This is a genomic window from Rheinheimera sp. (assembly GCF_030824435.1).
Lineage (GTDB): Bacteria > Pseudomonadota > Gammaproteobacteria > Enterobacterales > Alteromonadaceae > Pararheinheimera.
This window is the reverse complement of record NZ_JAVBXS010000024.1, coordinates 30,068-55,703: the sequence shown is the minus strand read 5'-3', so window position 1 is coordinate 55,703 and position 25,636 is coordinate 30,068. Positions and strand designations below refer to the sequence as shown.

Genomic DNA, 25,636 nt, shown 5'->3' with positions numbered 1-25,636 from the left:
GCCCTAACTGAGGTAGCCCTATGCAACGTTTAAAACAATTGTCTCTTGAGGTAGAACAGGTGTTCGCCGAAATTGGCCAGTCTTATGCCCAATATCAGCGTGACCGGGGTTTATTCTGCCGCTCAGGTTGTGGTGAATGTTGTTTGCATCCGGGCATTGAAGCCACAGTGCTGGAAATGTTGCCGCTGGCTTATAGCCTGCTGGACGAAGGCAAAGCCGAATCAACCTTGGATGCTTTAGCGAACCATACACAAGACGGCTGCTTTTTTTATCAGCGCCACTCCGCAGATGGCAAAATGGGCCAATGTAGTGTCTATTTAAAACGCCCCGGTATTTGCCGTTTATTCGGCGCCGCCGGTTATAACGGCCGTGAAGGTGAAGTGCAGTTGTCGGTCTGTAAAAACATTAAAGCCGACCATCCGGTGGCTTATGCCGACACTTTAATAGCGCTGGAATCTGACCCGCCACCGATGATCCGCAACGGCAAAGAACAAATCCGCCAGATTGACTACGAACTGGGTGGTTTAAATTTCCCTATTAACGAAGCCATGCGTCAGGCATTGGAAAAAGTGTTATTTGAGCAATATTACGCCGGTTTAGCCGAATAACAGTCAGACGTCACCGGCTCAGGGCACAGCCACAAGCTGCGCCCTAACCCTCAACTCCCATTTGTTGCAAACCATAACGTTCAATTTTTTTCAGTAAACCCTGGCGCGACAAACCCAATACCCTTGCGGCCTGGCTGCGGTTGCCCTGGGACTCCAGCAAAGCCTGAGTTAATAAACTGATTTCCAGCTGCCGTACCTGTTCATCCATTGAAGCGCCCGGCGCATAAGACTGCGGCTGCACCCTTTGCAGCTGCTGCGACTCCAGATGCAGCAGCTGAATGTCGGCCAACGTCACCACCCCCTGTTGTGCTATAGCCAAGACACTTTCCAGTGTGTTTTTCAGCTCCCGCACATTGCCCGGGAATGGTTGTTGTAAAAACCACAACATGGCTTCTGGCGACAGCTGGGTTTTATGCGATTGTTGTTGCAAAAAGTGCTGAATTAACAATGGAATATCGTCACGGCGCTCGGAAAGTGCCGGCGTCTCCAGCGTAATGCCTTTAATGCGGTAATATAAATCTTCGCGGAATTTGCCAAGGCGCACCAGCTCAGGCAACACCGCGTTGGTGGCGCTGATCAGCCGCACATCAATACGTTTTTGCTCCCGCCCGCCCACAGGGTAAAAAGTACCCTCCTGCAATACCCTGAGCATTTTTACCTGCATCGGCAAAGGCATTTCGCCTATTTCATCGAGAAACAAAGTACCGCCATTGGCCAGGCTTAACAGCCCCTGCCGGTCTTTGTCGGCACCGGTAAAAGCACCTTTGACATAACCAAAGAGTTCACTTTCCAAAAGTTCAGCCGGAATAGCACCACAATGCACAGACACAAAAGGCCCTTTGCTGCGCAGGCTAAGCTGATGCAACACCCGCGACACCACTTCTTTGCCGGTGCCGGATGGGCCAGTCACCAGCACCCGCACTTCGGTGGGGGCTATACGCTGCACCAGAGTACGGATATTGTCCATTTGCCTGGACACTCCCACCAGCTGCGACAACACATCGGTAGGTTGATGGTGCCGTTTTAATAAACTCAGCTCGCGGGCCAGCTGATGTTTGCTGATGGCTCTTTTTACCACCACCGCCAGCATGTCGGGATCCACAGGCTTGGCCAGAAAATCCCAGGCGCCAAGGCTGATGGCTTTGAGCGCCAGCTCACGCTCGGCATGGCCTGTCATAATAATGACAGGTTGGGCGGCAAACTCAGGTAAAACCGCCAGCGTGGCTTGAGGGTCAAAAGCCGGTGGCAAAGATAAATCCAGCAACATTAAATCAAAACTCTGGCTGCCCAGCTGCGCTCTGGCGGCAGTTAAATCGGCGACCGATACCACCTGATGACCTTGTTGGCTTAAAAAACGCTCGGCTAATAAGCGAAAGGCCGGTTCATCATCCACCAGCAAAATGCGCGCTATATCAAAACGCTCCAGCGTCATGCTTTACTCCTTGGTATACAAATTTCAAAACTGACCGGCCAACCTAAATCAGTGCGGTGACGTATGGTTCCGCCATGGGCTGCAACTATACGTTGCACTATGGCAAGACCCAAACCACTGCCCCCTGCCCTTTTACTGACAAAGGGCCGGAATAACCGGCTTTTAATGGCTTCATCCAGCACAGGACCGTTGTTATGTAACAGCAATACTGTCTCTGTCTGGTGTTGTTGCGCTTCAATACACAGAGTGGCTAAAGCCTGGTTGCGTAAAAACGCCAAAGCGTTGTCAATCAGGTTGATCAACACCTGCTGCAAACGCATTGGGTCGGCATCCAGAGTGACATCTGCAGGCACTCGCAGCTCAAGCTTCACATCAGCCAGATCACATTGCGCCAGCAAACCTTGTAACAGCCCTTGCAGCTGCACCTGTTGCCGCTGCAACTGTAAGTTACCGGCGTACACCAGCATATCGGCAATCAGTCTGTCTGCTCTTTTCAGCTGGGTTTGAATATGGCCTTTGAGCTCAGCATCCACTGCGGCTGATGCCATCGAAATAATATTCAGCGGGTTTCGCAGTTCATGCGCCATTGATGCCGCCAGCGCCCCCAGCTCCACCAGATGTTGTTGACTCAGTCTGCTGGTTTCAGCTTCAGCCAGCGCCAAAGCACGTTGTAAATTAGTACAGCTACTCTGTAACAAGGAGCCAAAAACTTCGGTGGTTAGCCGCATGCCGGGTGTCAATTCTGTCTGCGGGCTGTAAACAAAATGCCAGCCGTCATGCTGCGCTTTACAACAGAGTTGCAACCCGGCATCGACCGGGCCACTTTGCGCCAGCACCAACTCACCTTGTTGCAGCAGAATTTGCAAAGGTTGTTTCAGCGGTTTACTGATAAGAGCGGCCGCAACCTCAGCCAGCCCATGCCATTGTTGCGGTTTGGATAATTCACTGAGCCAGTGACTGACCATTTGCTGATTCAGCGCCACACCAGGGTAAATCAGCCGCTCAGCCAAACGGCTCAGCGGGCGGTAACAGCCAGCAGCAAGCAATAATAACAACGACGAATATAACCAGAGTTGCCAGCCAGGCACGGCCGCCAGCGCTGGCATACCCAGCTGACCAAAAAGTGCGCTAATCAGCCCCATCAGCAGTAGCAATACCAGCCCCATCACCAGCACAAAAAGCGCTCTGCTGGCAAAAGCGTTTACCGCCAGCATCTGGTAACGCACCACACTATAAACCAGCAGCAACAAATACCCGGGCAATAACAACATAGGGTACGGATACCAATCCAACCCCAACGACGGCAACACAAAACTACTGGCCAGCAATAAGCCTAAACCGGCACTGACACTAATGGCGGCAATAGTACGGCGTTTGTTGCCCTGACTTTGACACCAGCCTTGCCATAACACCCCATGTGCCAATACCCCAAGCGCAACTGTGTACAGCAGATTCACCCAGCCAAAACCACTAAACAGGAAAAACTGCGGTAACTGCGCTGCTGGCGCTACAGTTGCCGATGACTGCGACCAGCTTAATAAAATGACCACAATTGAAGTTAAAAACAGCAACGGCAACAAAGATCTGAGTTTTGAGATGCCAGATGCAACCCCGGCCTTTTTGCCATCAGCAACAAAATACAACGCAAATTGCAGGTAAAAAGTGGGCATTAAAGGGCTTGCCAAAATCAAAGCTTTACCCGCCAGCAACAACTGATGCTGTAGCGCCAGATGGCCGAGACTCCATAACATCAGCATCAGACAAAAAGCGCTGAGCGGCGATAACACAGGCTGAAAACGCGCATGCCACCATAACCAGAGTGCAGTCCAGCCAGCACAACAGCAGGTTAATACAAGCATCAGCTCAAACAACAAGGTTAAATCCACGGTCAGACTCCGGCGCTGGTGTTCAGAAGCAGCTGTCTACAACGTTGACAGGCAGTTGCGACAAGAGCGTAAAGCAAGTTCACAGCTACCGCAAGTTTTTCAAAAAAAACTGATATAGATCAATATTGTTTTATAAAAATACCGGCTGGCCTGATTCTGGCACTACCACAACAGCATAAATAAATAGCCGGAGTTGTTGATGGATATGATGATTTTTATGGTGGAACTGGGTGTGGTGTTCTTACTGCTGTTGCTCAGTGCTCTGTTATGGCAGTTACCACAGTATCTGCTGTTGCTCAGTGTTGAGAAGGACTGCTGAAATGGACATAGACAGCACACAACTTTCGGCCATTTTATCGCGTTTACAATTTGCTTTTACCGTCAGTTTCCACATTATTTTCCCTTCTATCACCATCGGTCTCGCTACTTTAATAGCCCTGTGGGAGGGTTTGTGGTTAAAAACCCGCAACCCTGTTTACCTGCAACTGGCGAAATTCTGGATCAAACCTTTTGCCATTACCTTTGGTATGGGTGTGGTGTCCGGCATTGTTTTATCTTATGAATTTGGCACTAACTTTTCTAAATTTTCTGAACTGACAGGCGCAGTGCTTGGGCCATTAATGGCTTACGAAGTGCTGACGGCATTTTTTCTGGAAGCCGGTTTTTTAGGGGTGATGTTATTTGGCTGGCAAAGAGTCAGCGAGCGTATGCACTTCTTCGCCAGCTGTACTGTGGCTGTTGGCACCTGGATCTCGGCTTTTTGGATCATCGCCGCCAATAGCTGGATGCAAACACCAGCCGGCCACAAAATAGTCAATGGCCGTTTTGAAGTAGAAAGCTGGTTTGAAGTTATTTTTAACCCTTCGATGCCCTACCGGTTATCCCATATGTTGCTGGCAACTTTACTCACCGCCACTTTTCTGGTGATGGCCACAAGTGCCTGGTATCTGCTGAAACAACAACATCAGGCTTTTGCCCGCAAAGCTTTGTCTTTGACCTTATGGCTGGCGCTGCTGCTGACGCCGCTGCAAATTCTGATCGGTGACTTCCACGGCCTGAATGTGAAAGAACATCAGCCGGTTAAACTGGCCGCAATGGAAGGTATTTGGCCAGCGCGGGAAGCCAATGTGCCTATGTTGTTATTTGCCATACCGGACCCTGCCAACGAAAAAAATCTGTTTGAAGTCAAAGTGCCTGGTCTTGCCAGCCTTATTCTGACCCACCAATGGCATGGTGAATTACAAGGCTTAAAATCTGTGCCTAAAGCCGACAGACCCAATGTGCCGTTGGTATTTTTTTCCTTTCGCATCATGGTTGGCATTGGCCTGTTGATGATGTTCATTGCTGCGGCGGGTTTGTGGCTCAGACTGCGTGGCACTTTGTACCAAAGCCGCTGGTTTTTACGGCTTTGCAGCCTGATGGCGCCAAGCGGGGTTATTGCAGTGCTGGCCGGTTGGTACGTGGTGGAAGTGGGTCGTCAGCCCTGGCTGGTGCAAGGTTTAGTACGCACTATGGATGTGGTGTCGCCGCTGCCTGCTGAGCGGGTGGCCTTATCGCTGAGTTTATTTGTACTGACTTACAGTCTGCTGTTTGGCGTTTACCTGTATTTTTTGGGCAAACTGATTAAAAAAGGCCCGCCTGCACTTGCCGATTTGCAGCAGTTAAAAGTGGGGGTGAAAGCTTCAGGTTATGCCGTTGCTTTTACCAAAAATCTGGCTGATGAAACACAACACCAAGGAGCAAACTAATGGATATCAGTTTGTTTTATTTCCTGTTATTGGGCTTTGCCATTCTGATGTATGTGCTGCTGGATGGTTTTGATTTGGGTATTGGCATTTTGTACCCCTGGTTTAACTCAGACGCTGAACACGACCATCTGATGCGTTCTGTTTCTCACGTCTGGGATGGCAACGAAACCTGGTTAGTGTTTGGAGGTGTGATTTTATTTGGCGCCTTTCCGTCGGCTTATGCTTTGTTGTTATCAAGTTTGTATCTGCCCATTATGCTGATGCTGATTGGCTTAATTTTCCGCGGTGTTGCGTTTGAATACAGGTTTAAGTCACATAGCTCCAAAATGTGGTGGAGCCGCGCTTTTGCCATAGGCTCAACTTTGGCGGCTTTTTGTCAGGGGCTGATGCTCGGCGTAGTGGTACAAGGTGTGCCTTCAGATGCAGTACAAGGCAGTAGCCTGCAATTGTTAACTCCCTTTTCACTGCTCACGGCTTTGTCGGTGGTGGCCGGTTATGCTCTGTTGGGTTGTGCTTATCTGGTGATGAAAAGCCGTGGCGCTATTCAGCATAAAGCGGCGCAACGTGGCCGTTTATTGCTCTGGCTGGTGATGATTGCGATGGCATTGGTCAGCCTTTATACGGTACTGGCCGACCCGCTGATTTGGCAACGTTGGTTTGGCGGCTGGCATACGCTGTTGCTGTTACCTTTGCCGTTGCTGGCATTGGCGGCTGCCAGATTGTTGTATCGCGACCTTGGCCGGGTGCGGAAAAGCCATCATCTGGCTGAGCAGGTGGTGGTAAAACATGAAGACAGACCATTCTGGCTTGCCGTCAGCTTGTTTGTGCTGGCGTTTGTTGGTTTGCTGGTCAGTCTGTTTCCTTATTTATTACCGCGCCAGCTGAGTTACCAACAAGCAGTCGCACCCGACCATAGCTTGTGGTTTATGTTGCCTGGCGTGCTGATTTTTGTGCCGCTTATTCTGGCTTATACCTTGTGGGGCTATCGTATTTTTGCCGGCAAAGTAGAAGATTTTGAAGAGGGTTATTAAATGTTACAGCTAAAAATCGCCGCTTTTGAGCAGAAATTTATCGCAGCTGGTCGCAGTTTGTATTGCAAACTCAATAAAAAATTAACGGCTACCCAATGGTTTTTTCTGTTGTACCTTGTTGGTATAAGCTTTTTACTAATTGTCGTATTTTTACTGAAATTAGTTATTAAATTCCTCTGAATCAACGAAAATAACTCAGGCACAACTCCGGTTTTGCCTGAGGTTTTTGTCAACTTTTTTGACCTGGATCAGGCTTTTCCCGCTGCCGGTGCTTGACTTTATTTAGCGCCACCGGCCGCTTTGCCGATTGCTATTTTAAATTGGCCGCTGCTATAGTCAGCTTATGGCAGTGCTGTACCGCCAATTTTCCGGGACGTCAGGTTATGCGTTGGTTCCACCTTTTCATCACAATCATCTATCTGAGCATGCTGTTTTCGCCTTCGGTGAAAGCTGTGACTGCCAGCCGTGTGGATGTGATTGGCAGTGGCATCACCACCCAACAAGCCATTATGCCCTTGTCGCAACACCTTGCATCCGGCAGTGTTGAGCATAACGATAGCCCTGATGACCTTGCCCTCAATCACCACTCCAGCCTCAATATCAACAGCGTGTTACATGCTGCGCCGGTTTTTATCGCTGCCCAAGCTCCGGTAGCCAGAGCTCTGGCCGCTCAGCCACGCGCCCCCCCTTCGTTATACTGATCACTCATTCATCTGTTTGTTTAAATTTTGCCGCACCCTAAGTGCGCAAAATAACCCATGACATGAATTTACAATGACTGCCTCTGGGTCATTGTCTGTGAGGTATACAATGAGAACATTAACTGCTTATACGCTGGACCAGATCGATCACTTAGTGCAACCTGCTGAATTTCAGGATTCGACATTAAAATCGCCTGCCCTCAGCATTTTTACTGATTTTCGTAGCAGCAACCCTATGCTACTGGATGAAAACACCCCCGCACTTGAAGCTGAAGAAATGATGCGCCATGAACACAGCCAGCTGAAACTGGTGGTCGATGCAGCCCGTGAAATGGTGGGTGTATTAAGCAGCGATCAGTTCAGCAGTCAGAATCTGATGCGGTTGGTGAATAAAGACGTCAAAGCAAAAGACCTAACGGTCAAAGACGTGATGCATGCCAGAGCCGAAGTGATGGGATTGTCATATCAGCAACTGCAACACTGCACTGTTGGTGATGTGCTTAATACCTTGCAAAAAGCCGGCGAACCTTACGCCGTGGTGATTGATCACGAAAACCATCAGATCCGCGGTATTATTTCAGCGCGGGACATTACCGCCAGACTGCATATAGCGCCGGTGCAAATTGAAAAAGCACCAACTTTACTGAATATGCTTGATCTGGCCAGCGCCTGAAAGTTGTAACCCTCCCTGAGAGCTGGTTCGGTGCAACAATTACAGTGTCACTCACTGTTCGCTGAACCTTCATAAACCCTCAGCACCTTGGGTGCAGAGGAGGCAATAAAAAACCGGCCTGCTGCCGGTTTTTTTTATGATAAAGGCGGCAATTGCCGCCTTTATACTTCTGCCCCTCTGCTGTTTGTCTGCTTTCTTTTTATTATCCGCCGTAATCGTCTTGCATGCGGTACATCAAATCTGTCAGATATTGCACACCGTTTTCTGCCGAAAGTGCTGACAAGGGCGTTTGCCCCATAGTATAAGCATTGGTGCTGGTGAGCCATTGGGCAAACAGCTGATCCGAACCAAAATAAGCTAATCCTTGTTGGTAAAACTGCTCCGCTTGTTGCGGGTCAATTGCATGCGAACGAATAAGCCGAAGTGCATTTTCAGAAACTGTAGCCATTGCATCACCTCCATCAGAATTGGGTTTTAACTATAGCTGAGGATAAAGTGCCAGGCTTGATTTGGATCAGCAGAAGGGGTTGAAGTTGCAAAGCAGGCTTTACATGCAATTTGCAAAAAACAAAAAAAGGTGGAAAAACCACCTTTATTTCTGAGTGTTACAGCACTGCGGCTAAAACAGTGCTGTAATTTTACCCTCTGATTATTTTGCAGCAGGTAAGGCTGTGACCCCCATATTAAACAGCGTAAAACCAAAAGCATCGGCCGCTTGTTCAATGGTTTTTGACACAGGCGTACCAGCACCATGACCAGCATTGGTTTCAATGCGGATCAACTGCGGGTTATTACCCCCGGCTTTGGCCTGCAGTTCAGCGGCAAACTTAAAGCTGTGCGCCGGCACCACACGGTCATCGTGGTCGCCAGTGGTGACCATAGTGGCAGGATAAGCCACACCTGCTTTGACGTTGTGCACTGGTGAATACCCTTTGAGGTATTCAAACATTTCTTTGGACTGATCTGCAGTGCCGTAGTCATAAGCCCAGCCAGCACCAGCGGTAAAAGTGTGGTAACGCAGCATATCCAGTACACCTACTGCCGGCAGCGCCACTTGCATTAAATCTGGTCTTTGTGTCATTACTGCGCCCACTAACAGGCCGCCGTTTGAACCACCGCTGATAGCTAACTTGTTGTTTGAAGTGTATTTATTGGTTACCAGATATTCACCTGCCGCAATAAAGTCATCAAACACATTTTGTTTTTTCAGCTGAATACCGGCGTTATGCCATGCTTTGCCGTATTCACCACCACCACGCAGGTTAGGCACCGCATAAATGCCGCCCATTTCCATCCACACCAGATTCGCCACGCTAAATCTTGGGGTCAGGCTGACGTTAAAACCGCCATAACCATACAACATGGTTGGGTTGCTGCCGTCCAGTTGCAGGCCTTTTTTATGGGTGATGATCATCGGCACTTTGGTGCCGTCTTTGCTGGTGTAAAACACCTGCTTCGACTCATAGTCGTCGCTGTTAAACTTCACTGCAGGTTTAAAATAAACCGCAGACTCACCTGTTGCCGGGTTATAGCTGTAGCTGGTGCCTGGTGTGCTGTAATTGGTAAAGCTGTAATACAATACTTCATCTTTGGTTTTGCCATCAAAACCACTGACAGAACCTACACCTGGCAATTGCACATCACGCACCAGCTTGCCGTCTAAATCATATTGCTGCACTTTAGAAACAGCATCCACCATATAGTTTGCAAAAAGTGCACCTGCGCCTTTGCTGACACTTAATACATTTTTTGTTTCAGGAATAATATCCAGCCACTGATCCTGCGAAGGTTTTGTGGCATCAATCATAATGAGGCGGTTATTCGGCGCTTTAAAGTTGGTTTCGAAATACAGCTTGTCACCGACACTGGTTACCAGTTGGTAATCGGCACTGCCTTCAGCATCTAAAGTCACAAAAGTGCTGTCTGCTTTGGTTAAGTCTTTGATAAACAGCTTATTGCCCGAAGTTGCATTGGCAGCTGACACCACCAGATATTTACCGTCGTCTGTCACCTGAGCACCCACATAACGGTGTTTTTCCGCTTCAGTGGCGCCAAATAACACTTGATCGTCTTTTTGCGCTGTACCTAATTTGTGGTAATACAGTTTGTGCTGATCGGTTTTGGCCGACAATTCACTGCCGGTTGGTTTGTCATAACTGGAGTAAAAAAAGCCTTCGTTGCCTTTCCAGGCAATACCGGAAAACTTCACATCCACCAGCTCAGCTTCCAGCTGTTCTTTGCTTTCTGCATTGATAATACGCACTTTGCGCCAGTCGCTGCCGCCTTCAGAAATGGCATAAGCGGCTAAGGTGCCGTCTTCGGTAAACTGTAAATCAGCCAAAGAAGTGGTGCCGTCGGCTGAGAAGGTATTAGGGTCTAAAAACACTTCTGGCTCAGCACCTTCTTTCTGGCGATAAATCACAGATTGATTTTGCAGGCCGTTGTTTTTAGAGAAGTAGTTGTAAGCGCCTTCTTTACTTGGCGTGCCGATTTTTTCGTAATTCCAAAGCTCAGTCAGACGTTGTTTAATTTGCTCGCGGTAGCTGATTTGCGCCAGATAATCAAAAGTGACTTTGTTTTGTGCTTTCACCCAATCGCCGGTTTCGGCGCTACGATCATCTTCCAGCCAGCGGTAAGGATCGGCCACCTGGGTCTCAAAATAAGTGTCCACTACATCACCTTTTTTACTGCTGGCATATTGTAGTTTGGCAACGGGTGCAGCCTGAGTGGCAGCAACGTCAGTATTGGCAGGTGTGTTGGTTTGAGGATTACAGGCAGTTAACAGCGCCAAAGACAAGGCACTCAGGGCAACATACTTCATCAGATTCTCCGGTTCTTTCTAATAGTAAGAACCGGAGCATACCAAAGTTGCTACTGCAGACAAAACATTGCGATTGGCACCGTAAAAATAACGACCAATGCCAATTTTTGGACACTGCGGTTATTCAGCTGGGAACAGTTTTAAATCGGTATTAAAACCAAATAACTTGCCACACCAGATAAACACCTGCCACACCAGCACACCAAAAGGGATATAACCAAAATAACCCAGCAACGGCATTTCGGAGAACAGATGAATCACATCAACATAAGGAATGTTGTACACCCAAAAGTTAGGGTTGGTCACAGGTTCCTGTACAAAATACACACTGCCATGATTCCAGAATTCCCAAAACAAACCATTAAGCAAAGACGCCATACCTATTAATAAACCAGCGCTCCAGTCGCCTTGTTTAATATCTGTAAAAGGGTTCCAGATGCCAAGGCGCAGCAGCACCCCTGTCATCACGGCAAAAGGCCCAATCCAGACCACCCAAAACAGCGGATAAGGCAACAACACCATCAAGCCAATCAGCAAAGCACCAATCCCAATCAGCCAGTTGCCGTTTAAATTCCAGGCCGGGCCATTTTTATAACGGGCCACCAGTTTAGGGAAAGTGTTCAGCAGGCAATACCACTCTAAGATCACAGGCGTTACGGTGCTGTAGGTCAGCAAAAACTCCACCACCAACACAGTATGTGACCAAGGCGCAGCTGCCGAATTGGGGTAATACCAGTTGGCGAGCACAAAATAATCGTAATATTCAAAATAAGCCCAACCACCAATAGAGACCAGCGCTGACATCAGCACCAACATCGGCTGACGGGAACACATCGAAGCACCGTTATTACGCTGATACACCAGGCCATCCAGCACCAGAATAAAACCCCACCACATTGGAGTAAAAGACCAGAACACCAGATCGCCAAAAGCAGTGGAATGGCTCCACATTAAACCCCAGAAAAACAGGTTGACCACCAGACCAGCGTAAAACCACCATGGCAAAGGTTTTTTGGCCGCTGCAGGTTTAGGCTCTGCACCTTTAAAACCCATCAGCTTTGGCACAAACATCATGCAGCTGATCCAGACAGCGCCTATAGCAACGGCAATAAAATACCAGAGGTTAAAACCCGGTGCTTGTGCCACAAACTGCGGCGGGAACTCGCCAAAACCGGGAGGTAAATGAGTTGGGTACACAAACCAGGACACCAGCAATGGCAACAATAAAGTTGCCAGCACCGGCCAGAGCAATTGGAAGCGCATCGGTATTTCCTTGTTATTTGAATAAGACCTTCCATGAACTGCGCTTCAGTTAAAACTGATAAGTGACCCCCAGTCCCAGCTGACGGGTTTCACCACGCAATTCGGTGACTGCTGCCAAAGCAGCAATAGAATCAAATCTAAGCTCGGTATATTCTTTATTCAACAGGTTTTTACCAAACACAGACACTTCAAGTTCAGGCATAGGCTGATACGACAATCTGCTATGCCACAAAGTGTAACCCCGTTGTTCGGTATAAGGATTTTCGTACTGGTCAAAATAAAAATCGGATAAATACACAAAACCAAGCTGGAATTGCAGGTTGTTCAGCATGCCGGCAAAGTCATAACTAAACTGGCCACTGGCCATCCACTCTGAAGTAAAAGGCAAGCGGTTTTCCGGCACCAGCACAGCTTCAGTCTGATATTTACCCAAATTAGCTTTTGGCAGGTGACCTAAGGTCAGCTCCAGTTGCATGGCAGGGTCAATGCGCCAGTTCAGCTCAGCTTCCACACCATAAATCTGTGAATCACCTGCATTTTTCAGCACATGATAAGGGGCTGGTCCTGAGGTTTGATTCACAAAAACCTGCTGGTCCTGATAGTCATAATAAAAAGCCGCCCAGTCAAAACTCAAGGTTGTTTTTTCAGACTGCCAATGACCACCAATTTCCCATGCATTCAGCCGTTCCGGTGCATAAGCTGAATCTGCCGCCTGCGCCGGACTGGTGGCATAACCTGCGTTATAACCACCGGCCTTAAAACCGCGTGACAAGCTGTAATAGAGACTGTGCCTTTCACTGAGTTTTTGCAGCAGCGCTACTTTGCCGGACCACTCATTGTCTTTTATTTCACCGGTTAAGTCCCACAAAGAAGGGATAAACACCGGCACCAAATCTAAGTCGGAGCGCGCCTGATATTGGTTTTTTTCGCGGGTATAACGCCCACCAAGCAGCAGACTAAATGTTTGATTGAGTGTTTGTTCCCATTGGCTGTAAGCCGACCAGGAGCTGTTATCGAGTTTGTTGTGATAAAAAAACTGCGCCGGAATGGCCGCCAGCTCAGGCACCAGCCGAAAATCGCGGAACAAATCCAGGTCGTTCAGTTGCGTTAAACTTTCATCCAGATAAAACAGGCCTGAAGTCCAGAAACTGTTGTCGCCCTGCACCGCCAGACTCAGCTCCTGTGAAAAAAAACTGTTGTCGGAGTCAAAACTGCCTTCAATAAAGTTGCCCGGACCATCTGAATCAAAAGAATGAAACCTTTGCAGGCTTTTATAAGCAGTGACAGATTTCAGCTGATAACCTGATGCCGGCTCAGCCGTTAACTTCAGACTGCCGCCATAACTTTCGGTATCGTGTTTTTTGTCAAAGGTGTCTGCTACTGTCTGCCAATAATCATCACTGGGTACGGCATAACCAAAAGCATCCACACAACTTCTGCTGCCAACATCCGCCAGCGGGCAAGGCGCGCGGCTGGCGGCATCCTGCAAAATACCAGCGCTGTATATAGGTTTGGGTGCACCTTGTACATTTTCACTGTGCAACTTCAGGTTCAGGCTGAACTGGTCAAAATCACTTTGTATAATCAGCCTGGCATTATTGTGCCGCATGCCGCCATCCTGCCCCAGAGGAAACAGGTTTTGCATACTGTATTGATAATCCTGATGATTTACCGCCAGCCTTGCTGAGGTTTGTTCGCCAAGCGGTGCATTGACCGCGGCCGTCAGTTGACGACTGTTGTGCTCTGCCACATCAAGGCTGACATAACCGCCAAATTCAGATTCGGGCTGGCGTGACATCAATAAAATGGCGCCACCTGTGGTATTGCGGCCAAATAATGTGCCCTGAGGCCCACGCAACACATCAACTTGCTGCAAATCAAACAGGCTGCTGCTTAAGAAGTTGGCGCCGCCGCTGACCACATCATCGCTGTAAATGGAAATGGGTGACACAGTTGAGGTGTTGTAATCAAACATGCCAACACCACGAATGTTAAAGGAAGGTGTAGTACCTTCACCTGACACTGTTGAAGCAACAAAATTTGGTGCCAGTCCACTGAGTTCGGTGCTGCTTTGTAAACGACGTCCGGCGATGTCTTCACCAGCAAGACTGGTCACAGCCACACTGACTTCAGTTTTATCCTGCGCGCGTCTTTGGGCATAAACTTTGATGACTTCCAGTTCATCAGCGGTTTTGTTGTCATCCGTAGCAACAAGGGGTGCTTCTGCTGCGGTGGCAGCGAACACAAAAAACATGGCTGGCGCCATGGTAAAAAGCGTCGGATTATTCATTGCAAGTCCAAATTTATCAAGCAAACTGGCAGTCACTTGCCACTGAACACATCCTGTTGTGCACTGAAATAAAAGAGAAATAAGCTGACATTGTAGTTGTCGCGGCAGCCAAGCGCAAAAATGACTGATATTTGCGACTAACAAGATGAAAATGCTGCAGTGTTTCCCTTTATTCTTTCCACGTAAATGCATAAGCTGGAAGCAGCATCCGCCATTTCCCGCTTAAAGACGGAATTTCATTTATGTTGTCATCAAAACAGCTGCAACAAGTTGCCGAGTTAGCGCCTTTATCAGCTTATGCCAGACTATACAGTGCCCGGTTAAATCAACAAGAGGTGCTGGTCAAACAGTTGGATAAAAACCGGCCACAATTGTCGCTGCAACTGCAACAATTCCCTTCGGCTTTGCCTGCGCCTTTACAACAATGGTCTGACAATCAGGCAGATTATTTCTGTTATGCCAAAAGCGACTTGCCCTTTCATTTTGAACAACTCTGTCAGAACTTGCCTCAGGCTGATTTAACAGCGCAGCTGCAGCTGATGTTACAACTGGCACGGCTATTGGCCAGATTTCACCAGCAACAACTGGTGATTGGCGCTTTAAGACCAAACGCCATTTATCAAAAAGCCAACAGTCCGGAGCTGGTTTTGCTGGATACCAGCCAGGTCGCTGCCATTAAAACAGTGCAGGGTTTGCGTTTACACAGTCAAAGTGACTTAAACATGCTGCGCACTCTGGCACCTGAAGCCACAGGCCGGGTGAATGCACCTTTAGATCAGCGCACCGATTTATACAGCCTTGGGGTATTGTTTTACCGTATTGTTGCCGGGTTTTATCCTTTTGCGCAGCAGCAACCGCTGGAACTGGTGTATGCCCATATTGCACTGCCGCCGGCCCCCTTAACGATGCTGCCCACCAGCCTGTCCGGCCTTATCCTGACGTTATTGCAGAAGAACCCAAACCAGCGTTATAGCCATATTAACGGTGTACTGCATGATCTGGCGCTGATGCTGCAACAATGGCAGCAGCTGAAGCAAATTGAATTACCGGCTTTGTCACTGCGGCTTGGCCATCAACAATTGCAGTTTTCCGGTCAGTTATATGGCCGTGAATTACAGCAGGCACAACTACTGGCCTGGTACAGTTCGGTGCGCAAACAAGCAAAAAACCAGCTGGTGCTGATCGAAGGTTATTCCGGTGTTGGCAAAAGTGCATTAATAGAACAGCTGTATCGCCAGACTCTGGCGGAGCGGCCGCATTTTTGCCGTGGTAAATTTGACCAGTATCAACGCAACCAACTGTACAGCGCTTTACAACAAATTCTGACTGAACTGGCCGAACAGCTGCTACAGGAAAGCGAACAGCAATTGCGCCACTGGCAACAACAGCTGCAACAGGCAGTAGGCCATGATGCCGCTTTATTGTTAAGCCTGGTGCCAGCATTACAACCTTTGTTGCCGGACAGTACAGCACCGCTGATGGCAGCAAAACCAAGGGCAGATAGCAATTTTGACCAACTGTTATTGCGGTTTTTCCGGGTGGTCGCAGCACAAAGCGCCAGTGAAAAGCGGCCTCTGGTCTTGTTATTGGACGACCTGCAATGGGCTGATTTATCCAGCTTGCGGTTATTGCACAGCCTGATGACCGATGATCAAATCAGTGGAGTGTTGTTATTGTTGTCTTATCGCGACAACGAAATGGATGTGGTACATCCGGTCCGGCATTTATTAACCCAGCTTGATGATGCCGGCATCCAGGCCCAGCATCTGCAGTTGTCGTCGTTGGATTTACCTGCAGTCACTGCTTTGTTGGCCGACACCCTGCAACAAAACGCTGCCAGCATGACAGATTTTGCCAGCCTGCTGATCAGCAAAACCAGCGGCAACCCGTTTTTTGTCCGGCAATTTTTATTAACTTTGCAACAGGAACAACTGCTCAGCTGTGACTTAAACGGTCACTGGCACTGGGATCTGTCGCAGATAGCCCGACAGAATATCACCGATAATCTGGTAGAGCTGACAGCACAACGTTTTGAAAAACTGTCTGAAGCGGCGCGACAACTGCTGAAAGTTTCGGCTTTATTAGGTGAAAAAGCCGAGACCCAGCTGTTACAGTCTGTGCTGAAAGTCAGTTATGCCGCAATTGAACCCTTGATCGCCGAAGTGGTGGACGCCGGTATTATGACGGCCTATAGCAACAGCGCCGGCAGTATCAGCATGTTGCGATTTGTACATGACAGACTGCAACAGGCCGCTTTTGCCACTGCGGCCGCAGATGAAGCCGAATTACACTTTGCGATAGCGGCTTATTATCTGCAGCAAAGTGCACCAAATCAGCAGTTATTTGCTTTTATTGACCATCTGAACGCAGCTTCGGAACTTGCGGTCAGCCATTTTGGTGCTGACCAGGTCGCCAGACTTAATTTACAGGCCGGACAACAGGCGCAAGCCAGCAATGCCTGGCATGACGCCAGCGCTTATTATCAGCGTGCCGCGGCTTTATGTCCGGCCGGACAACAAGCTTTGTTGTTTGAAGCTGAACTTGGACTGGCCAGTTGTCAGTATCTGACGCAACAATATGAAGAAGCAGGGATGCGTTGTCAGTTGCTGGCTGAACAGGCCGCCGACACCCTGAGCCGGATGCAGGTGGCCAAACTGCAAATTTTGCTGTTGTTTGCCCGTAATGATTTTGTCGCCGCTTTTAGTCTGGCCGAGTCTGTGTTGTTGCCGCTTGGCATCGACCTGACACAACGTGACGATATAGCAACGCGCTACCTGCAACTGGAAAATTTGTATAACAAAGAACATATTGCCGATTTATATCAACGCCCGGCCTTGACCGCGCCTGAACAACTGCTGGCGCTGGAAATTCTGAACTCTTTATTAAGTGTGGCTTATATCGTCAGCCCTCAGCATTACCTGGCGGTCAGCTATGCGCTGGTGACACTGGCTATCCGCCATGGCCACTGCGCCGCCGCCAGTAAAGCTTATTCCACTTATGCACAGAATCTTTGTGGTGCTTTTGATCAATACAAAGAAGCGCTGGATTTTGCCGATTTGGCGCTGGCAGTCAATCAGCAATATCAGGGCAAGTTTGCGCCAGAGCTGAATTTCCAGCGGGCCGCTACTGTATTGCCATGGAATGCCCCTCTGGCCGACAGTTTAGAGTCGCTTGAACAAAACGTCTTTGTGGCACTGCAACACAGCAATCTGGAATACGCAGTGCATTCAGCGCTGTTTTTCAGTTTTTATCAGGTGCTAAGCGGCACGCCACTGGATGAAGTGGCGGCAAACCTGAGCAAATACCACCAGTTTATTGCGGACAAACGTTTTGCCTACAACCTGCAATTTATCCGGTTATGGCAACAATTTGTGCTGACGCTGCAACAAAACGACGGCAACTTGCTGTTGTTGTCCGGAACCGCTTTTGACGAAGATGTGGAAGTTCCGCTGCTGGAACAAAGCCAGAACGTCACCATTTTATTTTGTTATCACAGCATCAAACTAATGCTGGCCTTTCTGGCCGCTGATGATGAAAGCGCCATCCGGCATTACCAGGCGGCATTGCCACTGGTCGGTGTTGCCATGTCGTTATATCACCAGACCGAGTTTTATTTTTTTGCTGCTTTGCTTGCCACCCGGCTTTGTAAACAAAACAGCAAACTTGAAGCACAGTGGCGACCGCTGGCAGAACAATATCTGACGTTGTTACACAAATGGTCAATACGGGGTGGCGCCAATCACCGGCATAAAGTTGCATTGCTGATGGCCGAACTCAGCGCCATTAATAAAGAAGCAACAGCCTGGCAGGCTTATGACAGAGCAATAGAACTGGCCGAAAACAGTGGTTTTACTCAACATCTGGCTATCAGCCAGGAGCTGGCCGCCGCTTATTGGCAAAGTCAGGATAAAACCGATTTTGCCGCATTGTATCAACACAAAGCACAACAAAGTTATCAGCAATGGCAGGCACATAACAAAGTGGCCCTGATGCAACAGCAACAGCCTCAGCTGAAACAACAGCACAAACCACAAAGTCAGCTGCTGGATATGGCGTCAGTGCTCAAGGCAGCCGAAACTTTAAGCGGCCAGATAGATTTGGCTGCCTTCCTGCAGCAAATGATTGATTTAATTGTTGAAAATGCCGGAGCCCAAGCCGGACATCTGTTACTGCTTGATGATGAACAACAACTACAACCCAAAGCCTGTTCACCACAAAACACAACAGGACGTTTATTGTCTGGCCAGCTGCAGGCGCTGGTCTGTCGCAGTCTGCAGCCGAGGCTCATCAACGACACCAGCACTGCCACTCATTTATTGCAGGATTTAGTCAGCAGCACAGCACAACAGCCCCTGCCAGCGGCCATTTTGTGTATTCCGGTGATTGTCAGCGGTCAGTTGTATGGTTTGCTTTATCTGGAACATTTTGAACTGACCGGCGCTTTTACCGAACAACGTATTAATCTGCTACAGCTGCTGGCAAACCAGACCGCCATATTGTTTGAAAACACCAGGTTGTACCATCAGGTGATGGCCGCCAATAAAAACCTGGAACAAAAAGTCTGGGAGCGTACTCAGGAGCTGGCGTCGGCCAAAATCCGTGCTGAAGATGCCACTGCCGCCAAATCGTCCTTTTTAGCCAGAATGAGCCACGAGATCCGCACTCCCATCAATGCGGTGATAGGTTTAAGCCGGCTGGCGATCAAAACCGAACTGAACAGCGAACAACAGGATTATATTGGCAAAATTCAGGAATCCGGTGAAGTGCTGCTGAGCCTGGTTAACGACATTCTGGATTTTTCCAAAATTGAGGCCGGCAAACTGGAACTGGAACAAACCCGCTTCCCGCTGGAAAAAGTGGTACGCCGTGCTGTGAATCTGAATGCGCTCAAAGCCCATGCCAAAGGGCTGGAACTGGTGTGTGACATAGATCCACAAATTCCGTCGGCTTTGTTAGGCGACCCACTGCGTATTCAGCAGGTGCTGGTGAATTTGATCAGCAATGCAGTGAAATTCAGTGATCAGGGTGCCATTGGTATTAAATTACAACTGGTGTCCGATCAAGGTGAACAGCTGAAAATTCAGGGTTCGGTCAGCGACAACGGCATTGGCATTTCACCTGACCAACAACGCAGTTTGTTTCAGTCATTCAGCCAGGCCGATGATTCTATTACCCGCAAATATGGCGGTTCAGGTTTAGGCTTGGCTATCTGCAAACAGTTGTGCGAACTGATGCAAGGTGAAATTTGGCTGGAAAGTACACCTGATGTTGGCAGTACTTTTTATTTCAGCATTATGCTGGGCAAAGCCCCGGCTTTACCTGCAGCAAATCACAGCAACCTGCCGCTCGATTTTGGCAAATTGCGTGCGCTGGTGGTCGATGATATCAGCCTGGCCCGCACTGTGCTGCTTAGCCTGTTGTCTGAACTTGGTATTTCAGCCGACGAAACCGACAATGGTTATCAGGCCATTGAACTGGTGCAGCAAGCCCGCAATATCAACCGCCCTTATGATTTTGTGTTGATGGACTGGCGTATGCCGGGGCTCGACGGTATTGAAACTTCGCGCCGCATTCAGCAACTTGATAACGCCCCACATATTCTGATGGTCTCTGCTTATGACAAAGAGCAGGCCAAAGCCAATCTGCAAGGGGTGAAAATTCACCAGTTTATTGAAAAACCGGTGAACCATTCGATGTTGCTGGACGCTATTTACAACATGCAACAGCATGAACAGCCTGCTGCACGGCGGATGGTGGCACAAGACAGTCAGATCCCCAATTTATCACCTTACCGCATCCTGCTGGTGGAAGATCACCCTATCAACCGTCAGGTGGCGCTGGGATTATTAAAAGACAGTAAGGTGCAGGTCGATATCGCAGAAAACGGTCTGCTGGCCATTCGCCGGCTGCAACAGCAAAAATACGATTTGGTACTGATGGATATTCAGATGCCACAAATGGACGGTCTGACCGCTACCCGGCAAATCCGCCAGCAGCTGATGCTGACCGATTTGCCGATTATCGCCATGACGGCGCATGCCATGCAAAGCGACATAGCACAGAGCAAAGTGGCTGGTATGAACGAACATTTAACCAAACCTATTGACCCGGAACAGTTGTACCGCACCCTGCTGACTTATTTAACCCCGGTGACAAGCCCTGCCCAAAAAGAAGGGGATATGGCACTAAGCCCGGACGAACAATTGTTGTTAACGCAACTGGCAATAGTGCCGGATCTGGATACTGTGCAAGCACAGAAAAATCTGGGCGGCAAAACCTCGTTGTATCTGAATCTGCTGCGTGATTTTGAACAGGAGCACCGCAGCCAGGTGGCGACACTACAACAACTGTACCAGCAGCAACAATGGCAACAGCTGCATCTGGATATACATTCGCTGAAGTCCACCAGTGCTTATATTGGTGCTTTTACCTTGTCACAAAGTTGCCAGAAACTGGAAACCATGTTGGCTGAAGGAGGCGCAGAAGCCGAGGCCTTTGAACTGATGCTGCAGCAGTTAGCCCAACTGCAAAACCAGCTCAGCAGATTAATGCCGGCGCAAGCGCAAAAAACCGGTTTTGTTAGTCTGGAAGCTGTGTTGCAGGCATTATTACCTTTGTTGCGGGAGTCTGATTTTGCCGCTGAAGAACTGGTGCCAGCCTTACTTGAACTGGGCCGTTCACAACAATGTTGGCCGCAACTGTGTCAGATCACCGATGAAATCAGTGATGTGGAATACGAAAGAGCTGCAGTACACTGTCAGCAATTGTTGCAACAGCTGCAAAAAGCCCAAAGCTGATTTGACAAGCATAGCTTTATTGCAAAAACTGAACGCTGTAACACAGTCACGGCCTTCAAGCTGCAGTTGGCGTAAGGATCTGAAAATGCCGGAGTATTATGCGCACTAAACCGCAAAAACAACGGGTTTTGATAGTGGATGATAAAAAATCCAACCTCAAAATCCTCAGCGATATTCTGCGGGATGAAGTGGACGTCATTCTGGCTCAGGATGGTGAACAGGGCATTCGTAAGGCCGCTGAATACCAGCCTGATCTGATATTACTGGATGTAGTGATGCCTGGTATTGATGGTTTTGAAGTGATCAGCAGGCTCAAACACGACGCCAATACCTGTGCTATTCCGGTTATTTTTATTACCTCACTGAACGACGTCAGCCATGAAGAACAAGGTTTGCTGCTGGGCGCCTGTGATTACATCAACAAACCTTTCCACGCCGCCATAGTGCTGGCAAGAATCAAACTGCACCTGCAGTTGGCAAGGCAACGGCTGTTGTTGGAACAACTGGCCAATATAGACCCGCTGACCACTGTCGCCAACAGACGAAAATATGAAGAAATTCTGTCGCAGGAATGGCGTGCCGCCAGCCGCAAACAAAGCCTGGTGTCGCTGGTGATGCTGGATGTAGATAACTTTAAGCTCTATAACGACTTTTATGGCCATGCTGCCGGCGACAGAGTGCTGCAAGCTGTGGCAAAAACCCTTTCGGCCGAATTAAAACGTCCTTTTGATTTTATCGCCCGATATGGTGGTGAAGAATTTGTTATCATCCTGCCGGAAACACCACCACAAGCCAGCTGGCAGATGATTGAAAACTGTCGTCAGGCCATTGTTAACCTGCAAATTCCGCATCAGCCAACCCAAGGGGTGTTAACCATCAGCGCCGGTGGCTGTACTGTCAGGGCTGCAGCTGCAGACTCTGCGGAGCAGGCATTAAAACAGGCCGACGATATGCTGTATCAGGCCAAACGGGAAGGCAAAAACCGGGTGTTGTGGAGTAAAGACCCGACACTGGAGGAGTAGAGACAGTGATGTCGGAGCGGGCCAGCCTGTTGCTGGTGGATGACGAAAAAACCAATCTGAAGGTTTTGGCTGATTTATTGCGCCCTGATTATGCCATCAGGCTGGCGCAAAACGGCCAGCAGGCGCTGGACAAATGTCTGGAGCTTAAACCCGATCTGATCCTGATGGATGTACTGATGCCGGGGTTAGATGGTTTTGACACCTTAAGGGCGCTGCGCGCCAATACCCTGACCTGCCAAATTCCGGTGATTTTTATTACCGGCCTGCAGTCGGCCGACCATGAACAACGGGGTTTGCAACTGGGGGCGCAGGATTATATCCATAAACCTTTCCACGCTGAGGTTGTTAAGGCCAGGGTGTCCACCCAGTTGCGGCTGGTGCGCCAACGTCACGAACTGCAACTGCTGACAGAACAGCTGTTACAGGCCAATGAAGCCAAAAGCCGTTTTCTTGCCACCATCAGCCATGAAATCCGCACCCCACTCGCTTCTGTGATTGGGTATGCCGAAGCTATTCTGGCAGGTGAGTTTGATCAGGCTGATCAACAAGAGGCCATTCAGACCATTTGCCGCAACGGTAAACATCTGCAGGCCTTGTTAAACGATTTACTCGATTTATCAAAAATCTCCGCCAACAAACTGGATTTAGAAGTACTGCCGGTGAATCTGTGTCAGCTGATGCTGGATCTGGAATTGCTGGTAAAAGAACGCGCTGTGCAAAAAGGGCTGGAGTTTTCCTTACATTATCAATTGCCGCTGCCTTCCCAGTTACAAACCGACCCAACGCGGCTAAAACAGATTTTGCTGAATTTATGTAATAACGCTATCAAATTTACCGAACAGGGTTTTGTCCGGATCACTATCAGCCGCCAGCACAACCAGCTGATTTTTGCGGTGCAGGATAGTGGTATAGGCATTAGTGCTGAACAACAGCAAAAGTTATTTCAGGCTTTTAGTCAGGCCGATGTGTCAGTACAACGTCAGTTTGGCGGCACCGGCCTTGGGCTGGTGATAGCAAGGCAGCTGTGTGAAAAAATGGGTGGTTCTTTGTATCTGCAAAGTGCAGTTGAAGGTCAGGGCTGTTGTTTTGTCGCCAGCATTGCTTTTGTGGCCGCAGCACAAAGCAGCGAATTACAGACTGAAGCTGAAATAGTGCTGCAACAACAAAGGCAGGTGCCGGCGCCATTACCACGACAACAGATACAAGGCCGGGTGTTGCTGGCTGAAGATCAAGCCGACACCAGGCAGTTGTTACAACGTATGTTGCAACATGCCGGCATTGAGGTGCTGGCGGTCGAAAATGGCGAGCAGCTGGTTGAAGCGGCGCTGATGGACGATTTTGATTTAATTTTGTCGGATATTCAGATGCCGAAGATGGATGGTGTTGCGGCGATCAGCCTGTTACGCGCCGCCGGCATCGACACCCCTTGTGTGGCATTGACCGCCAATACCATGACCCATGAAGTGCAGAGTTATCTGGCGGCTGGTTTTGTCAGCCATTTGGCTAAACCGGTAGACAGGTACAAATTTGCCGCTGTGCTGAATCATTTTTTAGCCGGACGTCATCATCAGCAACAATTGCAACTGCCCCAGGCAGAACTACGCGCCATGACCAACAGATTTGTGCAGGCATTGCCGGCACAAATGACCGAACTGCATCAGTATTGCAACGCAGCCGACTGGCCGGCCGCCCGTTATCAGGCGCATGCCCTCAAAGGCACGGCAGCGTTATTTGGTTTTACCGACTTAAGCCTGCTTGCCGCCGAACTGGAACAACAGTTAAAACAACCGGCCAGTACAGTAGCGCCACAGGTACTGCAACTTTGTAAACAGCTGCAGGAGCACAGCCGGCAGTTGAGCCTGAACCAATAACAAGCTAACGCCGCAGCACGGCAAAAGGCCAAAAAGCCCATTGCCGTTGGTTAGCCACTATTGCCAGTAAAATCAGCAGCATGCCTGATACCTGTAACAAGGACAACGTCACCTGGTAAAACCATAAATCAATCAACACCGCCACCAACGGATAAACAAAAGATAAAAACGCAATGCTGCTGACCGGCAAACGCTGAAAGGCGCTATACATCAGGTTGTACATCAACCCGGTATGCACCAGACCAAGCGTGCACAAAGCCGCCAGCGACGGCAAAGCCAATTCTGTCAGACTGGTTTTGTCGAGCGGCAACATCAGCACCACACCCAACATCATCTGCAAACCGGCAATTTGCGCTGGTTGCACTCCGGTTAACTGGCGGGTGGTTAAGGTTGCCACCGCATATAAACAAGCGGCCAGTGCCGCCAGACCAACCCCAAGCCATAACTGCTGATGATTGTCACCAAACTGCAGCCCGGTGGTCAGCGCCACACCACAAAATGCCACAGCCAGCCAACCCCAGCGCGCAGCCGATGGTGCCTGACGTTGCAACAAGGCGGTGATCAACAACAAAAAAAACGGCTGGGTGTGATACACCAGAGTGGCAATAGAAATAGAACTTAAATGATAAGCACCAAATAAACAAAACCAGTTGGCCACCAAAGCCAACCCCCCCAGCACCAGATAACCACTTTGTGTTTTATTTAACTTTTGCCAGCCGCCCTGCCAGCTCAGATACAACAACAAAGCAAAACCACCAATCAGGCAACGGTAAAACACCACAGTGGCCGTATTCTGGCCACTTTCGACCACAAACCAACCTATAGTGCCGGATAACAACATAGCCACCAGCATACGCCACAGGCCTGGCCATTCATCAGAAGTTACAGCAGCTGAATTCATCAGGAGGTTCCGTTTATTGTTTCGCTTTAAGTGTCAAAGCTGATGTTTTTCGCCAACATCAGACCGATGGCCTGCTGTTGAGTGTTTGTGTTATTTGTTGCTGAGCCCGCCAGTCCAGCAAAGCTCTGGCAACCACAGTGGCATGGTCGGCCTGCAACAACTGATGCTGGTGAGCAAAAGAGGCTGGCCATTGTTGCCACTGACCACCACATCTGGCCACCAGATTGGCAAAATTCAGCCTGGCGTCGCTGGCCAGATAGTTCTGCCACTGGCTGGCATATTGCCTGACCGCCCAGCCGTCGGGTTTACGCCAACTGACAGGGTCTATAGTGATCAACTGCTGCACCGGATGGCCGGCCGCAACCACAGCTGCTGCAGTGCTGGCACCATAACTGTGACCTATCAGCACTACAGGCTGCTGTTGATGCTGCTTTAGCCAGCGGGCCAAAGCAGCATATTCAAACCACTGAAAATACTGCTGATTCGGGCCAACAAACTGTTTGAGCAAATGGGTGTATTTATCCAGCGCGCCCCCCACCCACACCACCAGTGGTTGTGCTGCGCTGTCCGTGATTGGTCCCGATGCCTGCTT

16 protein-coding genes are annotated in these 25,636 nt (G+C 49.2%); 8 read left to right on the top strand and 8 right to left on the bottom strand.

Annotated elements, in window-relative coordinates; translation table 11 throughout:
- Window positions 1-20: 20 nt before the first annotated feature.
- Entirely contained in the window at window positions 21-608 is a 588-nt protein-coding gene (locus RCH83_RS05930) for a YkgJ family cysteine cluster protein (protein ID WP_306520011.1), read from the top strand.
- 43 nt (window positions 609-651) lie between these two features.
- Here RCH83_RS05930 and RCH83_RS05925 read toward each other — a convergent pair whose 3' ends face one another.
- Both RCH83_RS05925 and RCH83_RS05920 read right to left on the bottom strand, forming a co-directional pair.
- Window positions 652-2,040 carry a sigma-54 dependent transcriptional regulator gene (locus RCH83_RS05925; RefSeq protein ID WP_306520009.1) on the bottom strand — a complete coding sequence of 463 codons (1,389 nt, stop codon included), beginning with the start codon at window positions 2,038-2,040 and terminating at the stop codon, window positions 652-654.
- Complete coding sequence (locus RCH83_RS05920; protein ID WP_306520007.1) at window positions 2,037-3,926, bottom strand: sensor histidine kinase; 1,890 nt, start codon at window positions 3,924-3,926, stop codon at window positions 2,037-2,039. Before RCH83_RS05920 ends, RCH83_RS05925 begins: the two co-directional genes overlap by 4 nt.
- Before the next feature lie 320 nt (window positions 3,927-4,246).
- Here RCH83_RS05920 and RCH83_RS05915 point away from each other — a divergent pair, with 320 nt between their 5' ends.
- From RCH83_RS05915 to RCH83_RS05900, 4 genes are all read left to right on the top strand, one after another.
- On the top strand, window positions 4,247-5,674 hold the full coding sequence (locus tag RCH83_RS05915) for a cytochrome ubiquinol oxidase subunit I (protein WP_306520005.1): 1,428 nt from the start codon (window positions 4,247-4,249) through the stop codon (window positions 5,672-5,674).
- A complete protein-coding gene (gene cydB, locus RCH83_RS05910) occupies window positions 5,674-6,705 on the top strand; it encodes a cytochrome d ubiquinol oxidase subunit II (protein WP_306520003.1) in 1,032 nt (343 codons plus the stop codon). The genes RCH83_RS05915 and cydB overlap by 1 nt, the downstream gene beginning before the upstream one ends.
- 452 nt (window positions 6,706-7,157) lie before the next feature.
- Window positions 7,158-7,406 (top strand): hypothetical protein, encoded by a 249-nt coding sequence (locus RCH83_RS05905; RefSeq protein ID WP_306520001.1) that lies wholly within the window; start codon window positions 7,158-7,160, stop codon window positions 7,404-7,406.
- A gap of 109 nt (window positions 7,407-7,515) precedes the next feature.
- Window positions 7,516-8,079, top strand: coding sequence for a CBS domain-containing protein (locus tag RCH83_RS05900; protein ID WP_306519999.1), 564 nt, complete (start codon window positions 7,516-7,518; stop codon window positions 8,077-8,079).
- 202 nt (window positions 8,080-8,281) lie between these two features.
- On the opposite strand, the gene RCH83_RS05895 is transcribed toward RCH83_RS05900, so the two are convergent.
- From RCH83_RS05895 to RCH83_RS05880, 4 genes are all read right to left on the bottom strand, one after another.
- A complete protein-coding gene (locus RCH83_RS05895) occupies window positions 8,282-8,527 on the bottom strand; it encodes an MbcA/ParS/Xre antitoxin family protein (RefSeq protein WP_260656929.1) in 246 nt (81 codons plus the stop codon).
- Window positions 8,528-8,728: 201 nt separating this feature from the next.
- A complete protein-coding gene (locus RCH83_RS05890) occupies window positions 8,729-10,900 on the bottom strand; it encodes a prolyl oligopeptidase family protein (RefSeq protein ID WP_306519997.1) in 2,172 nt (723 codons plus the stop codon).
- A gap of 120 nt (window positions 10,901-11,020) precedes the next feature.
- Complete coding sequence (locus RCH83_RS05885) at window positions 11,021-12,163, bottom strand: hypothetical protein (RefSeq protein WP_306519995.1); 1,143 nt, start codon at window positions 12,161-12,163, stop codon at window positions 11,021-11,023.
- Window positions 12,164-12,212: 49 nt separating this feature from the next.
- Window positions 12,213-14,453, bottom strand: coding sequence for a TonB-dependent receptor (locus RCH83_RS05880; protein ID WP_306519993.1), 2,241 nt, complete (start codon window positions 14,451-14,453; stop codon window positions 12,213-12,215).
- A 242-nt stretch (window positions 14,454-14,695) separates the two neighbouring features.
- Between RCH83_RS05880 and RCH83_RS05875 the strand changes: the two genes are divergently transcribed.
- From RCH83_RS05875 to RCH83_RS05865, 3 genes are all read left to right on the top strand, one after another.
- Window positions 14,696-21,250, top strand: coding sequence for a response regulator (locus RCH83_RS05875; RefSeq protein WP_306519991.1), 6,555 nt, complete (start codon window positions 14,696-14,698; stop codon window positions 21,248-21,250).
- A gap of 98 nt (window positions 21,251-21,348) precedes the next feature.
- Window positions 21,349-22,272: a diguanylate cyclase gene (locus RCH83_RS05870; RefSeq protein WP_306519989.1), complete on the top strand. Its 924-nt coding sequence runs from the start codon at window positions 21,349-21,351 to the stop codon at window positions 22,270-22,272.
- A gap of 8 nt (window positions 22,273-22,280) precedes the next feature.
- Window positions 22,281-24,143 (top strand): response regulator, encoded by a 1,863-nt coding sequence (locus tag RCH83_RS05865; protein ID WP_306519987.1) that lies wholly within the window; start codon window positions 22,281-22,283, stop codon window positions 24,141-24,143.
- Between the two features lie 4 nt (window positions 24,144-24,147).
- Here RCH83_RS05865 and RCH83_RS05860 read toward each other — a convergent pair whose 3' ends face one another.
- Both RCH83_RS05860 and RCH83_RS05855 read right to left on the bottom strand, forming a co-directional pair.
- On the bottom strand, window positions 24,148-25,044 hold the full coding sequence (locus tag RCH83_RS05860) for a DMT family transporter (RefSeq protein WP_306519985.1): 897 nt from the start codon (window positions 25,042-25,044) through the stop codon (window positions 24,148-24,150).
- A 58-nt stretch (window positions 25,045-25,102) separates the two neighbouring features.
- Window positions 25,103-25,591, bottom strand: coding sequence for an alpha/beta fold hydrolase (locus tag RCH83_RS05855; protein WP_306519983.1), 489 nt, complete (start codon window positions 25,589-25,591; stop codon window positions 25,103-25,105).
- Window positions 25,592-25,636 lie beyond the last annotated feature (45 nt).